At 69.2% G+C, this 8,417-nt stretch carries 6 protein-coding genes; 2 read left to right on the top strand and 4 right to left on the bottom strand.

What is annotated here, in order from left to right; all coding sequences use genetic code 11:
* Positions 1-39: 39 nt before the first annotated feature.
* The 3 genes from ACIRST_RS42070 to ACIRST_RS42060 form a co-directional block, all read right to left on the bottom strand.
* Positions 40-1,332 (bottom strand): ATP-dependent nuclease, encoded by a 1,293-nt coding sequence (locus ACIRST_RS42070; protein WP_402810033.1) that lies wholly within the window; start codon positions 1,330-1,332, stop codon positions 40-42.
* Between the two features lie 228 nt (positions 1,333-1,560).
* A complete protein-coding gene (locus tag ACIRST_RS42065) occupies positions 1,561-1,851 on the bottom strand; it encodes a helicase associated domain-containing protein (protein WP_402810030.1) in 291 nt (96 codons plus the stop codon).
* 33 nt (positions 1,852-1,884) lie between these two features.
* Entirely contained in the window at positions 1,885-2,148 is a 264-nt protein-coding gene (locus ACIRST_RS42060; protein WP_402810027.1) for a hypothetical protein, read from the bottom strand.
* 457 nt (positions 2,149-2,605) lie between these two features.
* Between ACIRST_RS42060 and ACIRST_RS42055 the strand changes: the two genes are divergently transcribed.
* Positions 2,606-4,726 carry a hypothetical protein gene (locus ACIRST_RS42055; RefSeq protein ID WP_402810025.1) on the top strand — a complete coding sequence of 707 codons (2,121 nt, stop codon included), beginning with the start codon at positions 2,606-2,608 and terminating at the stop codon, positions 4,724-4,726.
* A complete protein-coding gene (locus ACIRST_RS42050) occupies positions 4,723-5,148 on the top strand; it encodes a hypothetical protein (protein ID WP_402810023.1) in 426 nt (141 codons plus the stop codon). Before ACIRST_RS42055 ends, ACIRST_RS42050 begins: the two co-directional genes overlap by 4 nt.
* A 264-nt stretch (positions 5,149-5,412) precedes the next feature.
* Here the strand turns inward: ACIRST_RS42050 and ACIRST_RS42045 are convergent, their stop codons facing one another.
* Entirely contained in the window at positions 5,413-7,956 is a 2,544-nt protein-coding gene (locus ACIRST_RS42045) for a Helicase associated domain protein (protein ID WP_402810021.1), read from the bottom strand.
* Between the last annotated feature and the right edge of the window lie 461 nt (positions 7,957-8,417).

Genomic DNA, 8,417 nt, shown 5'->3' with positions numbered 1-8,417 from the left:
GGGTACTTCATCGGTGCAGCCATGGCAGAGGCTCCCTTCTCATGGCCCATCAGGCCATCTCCGGCAACCTTCCGCACGTCGGGGGAACCTCAGGTCGATGTCGGCGATCACGGCGACGGGGATGCCGCATTGGCGGAGCTTGGCGGCGGCATCGGCCAGGCGGGCTTTGCCGCTGAGGTGGAGGAAGACGGTGTTGTCGTGTGGCTTCCCGCCCCGTATGGCGTCGAAGCTCGCCTGGTAGAACTGGCAGTCCCCTTCCGCTTCGCACAGCACGACGCGGTCGTGAAAGAGGCCGGAGATGATGTTCGAGTAACGGAGCGCTGGTGTCTTGAGGATGCCGCTGACGTCTTCCGGCTGCAGGCTCCTGGCTTGAGCGTATGTGGCGGTACGGGAGAGCCTGACGAGGCTGATGGGCTTGGCCGCTCCGGCGTCCATGAGGCCCGCCAGGAAGTCGGAGCTGTGAGTGGCGACGAAGACCTGGCACGGGGACGGTGTATCTGCGGCGAGGAATCGGCCGAGCAGGCGCGCCTGAGGAGGATGAAGGAACGCCTCCGGTTCATCGACGAGAATGACGGGCCGGGGACGTACCAGAGTGTTGATCAGGACGTTCACGAAGGCCTGGAAGCCATCCCCTTGCTCGCTCACGGCGGGAAGAGCCTGATATGCAGCACGCAGCTCGGGCGAAGGCGGTGGAACCTCGTCGGGTATACCCGGTTCACCGACCCTCAGCCGCAGCTGCGTGTGGTCATAACGGTCGATCGACACCGGCTGGCCGAACGCGGCCACGACTCGGCGCGAGAAGACGTCCTGAGCTCCACGCACGTCAGCCAGATACTGGAGAGGATGACTCGGAGGAAAGCCTGGGTCCCACCACTGACTGTTGCTGTGATGGGACTGAAGACGGTCCTGGGTGGACAGATGAGCGACCAGCAGGTGCGCGATATTGCCGTATAGCCTGCTCTCCCAGGAGTTTGCGACCTGCGAGCGGCTCCAGGGCTGTTGCGTCGGGCCCGGGTAAGCGAGCTCATGACCGCCGGGAAAGCGGCGTGGGACCTGACCCTGCTGGTGGAGCCAGTCGAACAGGTCACCGGATGCCCCCTCAGCCGCGATGGCGGCATCGGCCAGCCACAGCGCTGCAAAACTCTGGCCGGCCTGGATGGGGGACAGCCTGGCAGCGATCTCACGCAGCAGCAGGGACTTACCACTGTTATTCGGGCCGATGAACACAGTCAGACCGTCCAGCGGCGGCTGCACGGTGGTCCCGTCTGAAAGTGACAGTTCCGCGAGCCCGAACCTGATCCCCACCACGCCCCCACCAAGCTGCGTCTTCACCGAAGACGCCACCGTACCGTCCGATGATGTGACGAGGGAGGCCAATGGCCATCCATTCTTCGTTGCCGCGCCTCACGCGCTGACCGCCTTCTGCCGACGCCTTCGACAGCGCACGCCAGGCCAGCGACAGAGGCCGTCACCCACAGCGAGGTGACGGCCTTGAGTGCCTTCTCGGGGCCGCCGTAGCGTAGCGCGAGCCTCCGACAATGACCCCGCCCGGGCCCGGCCCTACGCCCACTCCACCCCGTGCTCGGCGAGCTGCGCGAGCTGCTCCGGCGTGAGCTTGGCCCGGCGGGCCTTCTGCTTGTTGAGCCAGATGCCCAGCGCGAAGTGCGACACCACCACCTGCTCCTCGCCACCGGGGCCGGCCTCCACAGCCTCCACCTGCTCCTTGTGCGAGCGGGGGACCCGGGGATGCTGCTCCCGCTCGACGAACCGGGCGAGCGCCGCCAAGCCCTGGGCGAACCGGTCGCCGCAGGACACCTTCGGCTTCGCCTCGGCGGCGGCCTTCGCGGCCACCAGCGCGAGGTCGGCCTCGATGCCGATCGCCCGTCAGCAGTCCCGCTGGTCGGTCTCCAGGCCGGGCCAGTCGGCCCGCTGCGCCTGCACCCAGCGGCCGAGCTGCTCGCCCTCGAACACCGTCTCCAAGGGCAGCCGGGTCCAGTCGACCCGGCCGTCCAACTCCAGCCACCACTGCCGGGCCACCGCGTAGGGCGCGCTGCCAGGCGATCGGCCAGCGCGGCACCACCACGGGTCGATCTCCTCCAGCGCCTCCCGCCACTCCGGATCGAGCGCCCCCTGCTCACCCGCCGGCACCTCGGCCGCCGCCCGAAGCCCGGCCAGCCAGCCCCCGATCGCGTACCCGCCGATCGCGGCCCGCGCCGGGTGGCCGCACGGGAAATCGCGAGGTCACGACTGCCGGAGCGTCATCTGATCCGGTGCTACTGGCGGTCCTGGTGGGGGAGGTTGGGGCGCTGTAGGAGTAAAAGCCGCCGACCACGCTGTGGGCAGGAGTATCCTGGAGGAAGCTTTCGGCTCGATGCCGGAACTCTGCCTGACTCCCAATGGTCCACAAGGCCGGGAGAGCGCGCAATGGCTGCTTGGCGGCCGCGACACATGGTCGGGAACCGGACGGGTTCAGGCGTCTACATCGCGTTCGCGTGCGGCGACTGGCACCGAAGGACTCCTGCGGGGACTCCCCGGGGTCCGGGCCTTCTGCTCTGCCCGGACCGCCCGGCCCGGACTGCTTCCACGTCCTCCCCTCGGAGCCACTGTGTCAGTCACCTCCACCGTCCGCGACAACCCGTCAGATACCGCCAACCCGTACCCCGGTGCCGACAAGGGCAACTGGACCAAGGCCTTCTCCGACGCGCTCGCCCTCGCGACCGGCTTGCCGCTGGAGATCACCGACGGCATTGCCCCCTACGTCGTGCGCCCCAAGGACTTCCTGACCCGGACAGGCGGGGCCTACCAACTGCGCCCCGGAGTCATCACCGTTGACCCGGGGACCGGGCTGCAGGTCCTGAACGTCACCGTCCACGGCTTCACCGGCGCCCCCGGCGAGTACAACGAGCGCATCCGCGGCTCCTTCCACTCGCCGACCAGGCCCAACCCCGACCCGATCCGCATGCTGCCCCGCCTCACCACTGGCACCGGCACCGACGGCCGCGCCCTTCCCTACCTGGCCACCGCCCACCCGGTGCCCGCTAACACCCTCAGCTCCCTGATCGGCGTCATGGAGAGCGCCCTCAACGACGCCGACGGCTCCCGCGGGTACAAGCTCACCGACGACATCCGCACCTACGGCCAGAACGAGAGCACCCTGCACGCGGTCCTGCTACGCACTGTCGCCGAGAACGGCTCGGAGGCGAAGGTCCGCCGGGTCCTGGACCTGACCGCCATCAAGGGCGCGAACCGCTCGAGGGCACGGCTCGGCCTGTTCGGCCTCTCGGCCAAGGACATCGTCTTCGGCGTCGACCGCGCCAAGCTCGTCGCCCTCCCGGAGAGCGGCGAATACCCGGCCCGCATCGCCGACCCCGCGGTGTGGGTGCCGGCCTTTGCGGAATCGATCCGCGCCGCATACACCGACGAACGCCACCCGCTGCACGAGGTCGCGCTCAACGCCGAGAAGGTGGCCACCGTCCAGATCGGGATCATCGTCGGAACGGCCCACCCCGACGAGTTCCACAACGTGGTCTTCGACCCCAACCGAGCCGACCACCGGCGCCCGCCCCTCGGCTACAGCCTCGCCGAGAAGGCCGCCTCCGACATGCGCGCAGTCCTGCGCGACGCCAAGGCCAACGGCTGGCTGACCGAGAGCGAGCGGGCCTGGCTCGCCGGAGAAGGCGCCGATACGTTCGCGCACGAGGGCGAGGACCTGGTCACGGCCCGGGACCGCCGCGACCGGACCCTGTTCGCCGTGGTCTTCCCCGAGGACCCCGACCGCATCAAGGCCGTCGCCCGCGTCCTGGGCGAGCCCAAGCGCAGCTACACCGGCAAGGACCACGTGGCGAACCGGCTCCGGATGGTCTCCGCGGTCGCCAACGCTGGCTACCGGTACCGGTGGAACCCCCGCGTTCTGGACGGCCTGCTTGGCAGCACCTTCATCAAGACCAACGGGCAACTGGCCCTCCCCGCCTGGCGTGAAGCGCTGGACAAGGGCATCGAGGACCAGGATGTCCTGCACGAGTTCCTGACCACCCGCGGCATCCACTGGCTCGCCGAATACAAGATCATCGATGCGGACCGCGGATCGATCGGTGCTCAGGCCGGCGGCCACGACAACGACCCCGAAGACCAGGCCGAGACCGCGGCCGACCGCAAGATCCGCCGCAGCACCATCAGCGCTCGCGGCGCGATGTTGGCCAAGCCGCGACGCGCCGTGGCGCTCATGCGCGAACTCGCCGAAGCCGCCAACGAGAACCGTGATCCGCGCGCGGTCGACAACGACGGCGTGCCGCTGGACGGCACGGTGGCGGACAAGCACTGGTTCGACGAGCAGTTCCCCAAGACGGCCAAGAAGAAGACGCCGTTGAAAGGGCGGGACAGCGAGACCGACTCAAGCAACCCAGGCAAGCCGGACCCGACCCCTCAGGAAGCCCTGGCCGAAGCACGCAGCACCTTCTACAGCGAGGCCACCAACCACGCCCCGCGCGCCGCAGTCGATCTGCTCGAGGCCGCCCGCGAGTTCATCGCCGCCGCGCAGCACGCAGGCCAGAACGTGACCTTGGCCGACGACGAGGAACGCGGTGCGATCGTGCAAGCCTTGGTCGCCGCCCAGAGCGACATCCAGAACCTCCTCGGCACCGTGGCCATGATGCAGTTCTCCCTGGGGCACGTTCAGGAATCCCAGGCCGAGAAGTTCCTCACCGAGGCCAGCGGGGACGACGAGTGACAATGCTTCTGCCCCCCGGCCCCATCCTTACTATCCCTCTTCGTGGGGCTCTTCCCCTCGCCTGCGGGAAGTACCTCGAGCAGTCCTATCTGACCCCCCTGCCCTGGTCCGCCCGCTGGAAGTACGGCGACCTCGACATCGTCACCGGGATCTACCTCATAACCGACACCGACGGACGCCTGCGCTGGCTCGGCCAGGCCAGCCGGGACGACGACCTGATCGGGCGCTTGGACAGCCACAACCGCAACACCGCCAAACGTGCTGTCTTCGCCAAGGTCCGCGTCTTGCACCTGCAGGACCACACCCCTCCGGCCGCCCTCGACGCCATCGAGGGCAGGTGCGCCGACCTGCTCGACATCCGCACGACCATGAAGCCCCGCCGCTGGCCTTCCGCGAAGAACTGGCTCAGCCTCACCGCGTAGCTGAACCAACTCCGACCGGCCTGCCGGCGGGGGGGGGGGGGGGGGGGGGGGGGGGGGGGGGGGGGGGGGGGGGGCGGCGCGCGCGGCGGGCCGGCGCCCCCGCGGGGGCGGCAGCCCGCCCACCCCCCCCCCCCCCGCCCCCCCCCCCCCCCCCCCCCCCCCCCCCCCCCCCCCCCCCGCCGCGCGCCGCCCCCCCGCGCGCCCCCCCCCCCCACCCCCCCCCCCCCCCGCCGCTTTGCTGCCCAGAACCGGTCTGCGGACCGATCAAGCCCACTCCACCCCGACTGCGGCGAGTTGTGCGAGCTGCTCCGGGGCGAGGTTGCCCCGGCGGGCCTTCTGGTTGTTCAACCAGGCACCCAGCGCGACCTCGCCTTCCTTGTGGGTGCGCGGCACTCGGGCGTGCTTCTCACGTTCGACGAAGGCTGCCAGCGCCGCAAGGCCCTGCCGGAACCGGTCCACCCGGGACTTCTTCGGCTTTGCCGCAGCCGCCGCACGCGCGGCGGCCAGCTCCTGGTCCTCTTCGATCCCGATCGCCGACAGCAGGTCCCGCCGGTCCTCCTCCAGGTCCGGCCAGCCCGCTCGCTGCGCCTGAACCCAGCGGCCGAGCTGCTCGCCCTCGAACACCGTGTCCAGGGGCAGCCGGGTCCAGTCGACCTGGCCGTCGGTGTCCAGCCACCACAGCCGGGCGGTCGCGTAGGCGCGCTGCCAGGTGATGGGCCAGGTGGGGCACCACCACGGGTCGATCTCCTCCAGCGCGCGGCGCCGCTCCGCAGCGAGCGCCCCCTGCTCCCCGGCCGGTACCTGGGCCGCGGCCCGTAGTTCGGAGAGCCACGTGCCGATCGCGTAGCCGCCGACCGAGGCCCGCGCCGGCGCCGCCAGGCTCCCGCCGTGGCCCTTCGCCCAGACCCGCGCCCAGTCCAGCCCGGCCTCGAAGCGGGCGTCGCTGACGGACCAGATCATGCCGAGCGCGTCCAGCATCTCCACCCGGTATGACGCCAACTCGCCATTCGCATTCTCGCCACGACGGTCCGAAAGCCACTTTCCCAGCGGGTAATTCCCCATCTCCCCGACGAGTGCCGAATAGGGGACGTCAAGGCCGCCGGTCTCCTCGAACCACTTCCGCGCGTGACCGATCCCCTCACGCCACAACTGCGTCTCGCCGACCAGCACCCTGGAGGCGATGAACAGCGCGAGCACGTTCTCGTCCACCGGCGTCTGGAACCGCACCGGCAGCGTGAACGCCCCCGACCCGCCACCCGCACCAACCATGCTCTCACCAGGGCCGGAAGCAGCCTCAGCGCTGCGCCCCTTGGTCCGCTTGCCGGACTTCTGCGGCACCGCGAGGGCCTCGACGACCTTGGCGTCGTGGCTGCGAAGCGCGGTCAGAATCTTGACCAGGGGACCATAGGAATCGGACTCCAGAATGTCCCCGGGCTCCTCTCCGGGCTTGAGGAAGACCGGCACGATCAGGCTGGCGGTCTTTCCCTCACCGGGCTGCATGCGTAGGGCCCGGCCGATGGCCTGGACAATATCCACCATGCTGCCCCTGCCCTGTAGGAGAACAGAATCAGCGTCCGGGATATCGACACCTTCACCCAGGACTTTGCACTGGGCGACGACCCGGTGCTGCAGTCCATCCTCTTCACTGCTGCTCCCAAAATCGGAGATTACCTCCTTGCGGAAGTCCACGTCGTGCTCGCCCGAGAGCCATTGCACCCAGAACTCTTCGGGGTACTTCTTGGGGTTTTCGAAGTGCAGCTTCTCGGCGGTTTGGTTCAGTGTCTCGCTGAAGTAGCGGGCCTCGATCGTGCGGCTATGGAACGTGATGCACCGCTGGAGGCCGCGCTCCACCATCGTCTTGACCAACCCGGCCTGGACGGCCGCGATCCGTTCGGCCGGCACCTCGTCCTCGCTGCCATCCAGGGCCTCGCCGACGCCCGGCCCCCACGGCACACCCTGCCGCCCGGCGCCCTGGCGGTCGCCCAGCGGGTCGCGCAGCTCCAGGACCACGATCTCGAACGGCGCCAGCAACTTCCGATCGATCGCCTCGGCCAGGCCCAGGGAGTACACGTGCGGGCCGTAGATCCGCTGGTCGTCCATGGACACCGCCAGTTCCTCCGGCAGCGGCTGGTAGGCGCTCTCGCGCCCCTTGACGGGGCGCTTGGGCGGTGCCCAGATCCGCGGGGTCGCGGTCATGTAGAGCCGACGGTCCGCAGGGATCGCGGCCTGGTCGTGCACCGCGGTCCAGGTTTTCTCGACGCTGCCGGAGGAGCGGTGCGCCTCGTCGCACACCATCAGCCCGAGCGGGGGCAGCAGCTCGCCCTGGCGTTCCGCCCAGTACTCGTAGGCGTCGGCGACCGCGCCGACCGAGGTGTAGGTGGCGAAGATAGTGGTCGGCCGACGGCGCTTGGCCGCGTTGGACAGCCACATGCCGATCATCAGCGGGCTGGTGGTCGCCATCACGCCGAACGGCAGCTCCGAGTCGACCAGGGAGCAGACCGCGTGCATGTCCCCGGAGCGGCCGGCGGCCCGCCACGAACCGACCATCTGCACCAGCAGATCCAGCGTGGGCACGACCACCAGCACCGTCCCGCGCGGGACGAGCTTCTGGCCAGCCGCAGCGCCGACGTACGACTTCCCCGACCCGGTGGCCATCTGCACCGTCACCCGCAGTCCGTTCGGGGCCGGGTGTCCCGGACGGGGCGTCAGGCCCCGCACGATGGCCTCCAGCGCCTCCTCCTGGTGCCCGCGCAGCGAGATGCCGGCGGCGGACTGAGCGGACTTCAGGCCCGGCTTTACGACGTTCACGAAGACGTGTCTCCCCTCACCCATTCCCGGGCCCACATCAGGGACCACGCGGGAAATGCTGACAGTGCCCTACTGATACATTCGACGGACCGCCCCGAGAATCAGGGCGACTGGAAATCCTGCGCGATAGAAGCGACTATCCGGCAGAATATAAGTCCCCGGCCTTAAATTCCGGCAAACGCCCGAAAGCACGGGTCCGGACCCTACTTCCGGCGGGATCACCTGACGTTTGATGACTGATACACTGGAGACCGTTGCTCACCCTCCGAGGGTATCGCATCCCGACCCGCCGTGAGGCCCAAACAGTGGTCTAGACCGTGAACTAGACCAATTCGGCGGGAGTGAAGCCGACCCGCACACGCCCCCTCGGGGTCGCCCCTCTCCTAGTCAGCCTGTAGTGAGTCCAGCCAAAATAGCAGTTCAACGATATGATGGAGCCTCAACCATTGGAGGGAGTGGAG

This window comes from Kitasatospora sp. NPDC101447 (assembly GCF_044767225.1).
In the GTDB taxonomy this organism is placed as follows: Bacteria; Actinomycetota; Actinomycetes; order Streptomycetales; family Streptomycetaceae; genus Kitasatospora.
The sequence above is the reverse complement of the archived record's forward strand: the minus strand, read 5'-3'. Positions and strand labels throughout refer to the sequence as shown.